Genomic DNA, 557 nt, shown 5'->3' with positions numbered 1-557 from the left:
GTCTTCGAGTGGAGCGGTGCCCATCGTGACGTGCCAGAAGTGGACGAGAACTATGTGTTCCGTACCGACCTCCTTGTCCCCGTGCTGTTAGCTCTCACCGACAACACGAAGGCGTGGATCAGTGGTCACACCGGCACCGGCAAGTCCACGCTGGTCAAGCAGGTCGCCGCCCGTATGGCATGGCCGGTCATCACCCTCTCCCTCGACGGTGAGATCACCCGCATGGACTTGATCGGTCGTGACTCACTCACCACCAAGGACGGCAAGACCGTCTCCCAGTTCGTCGACGGTGTGTTACCCCGAGCGTTCAGCCAGCCCTGCATCCTGCTCTGTGACGAAATAGATTTTGTCAGAGACGACATCGCCTACACCTTGCAGACCGCCCTCAACGAGAACGAAGTGACCGTCACCGAAGACGGTGGCCGTGTGGTCAGGGCAACCGAATGGAGCCGCATCATTGCCACCGCCAACACCCTCGGTCAAGGCGACGACAGTGGTCTCTACCGTGGTGCAAAAGTCCAGTCACAAGCGTTCCTTGATCGCTTCACCACATGGAT

At 59.2% G+C, this 557-nt stretch carries 1 protein-coding gene; it reads left to right on the top strand.

The window, feature by feature from the left end; translation table 11 throughout:
- Positions 1 to 557 (top strand): AAA family ATPase (locus AK963_RS30485; RefSeq protein WP_139117844.1); only part of this gene is annotated, 557 nt, incomplete at both ends.

The sequence above is a fragment of the Endozoicomonas atrinae genome (assembly GCF_001647025.1).
GTDB classification, from domain to species: Bacteria; Pseudomonadota; Gammaproteobacteria; order Pseudomonadales; family Endozoicomonadaceae; genus Endozoicomonas; species Endozoicomonas atrinae.
Note: the sequence above shows the minus strand (reverse complement) of the source record. Positions and strands in the feature narration are given on the sequence as shown.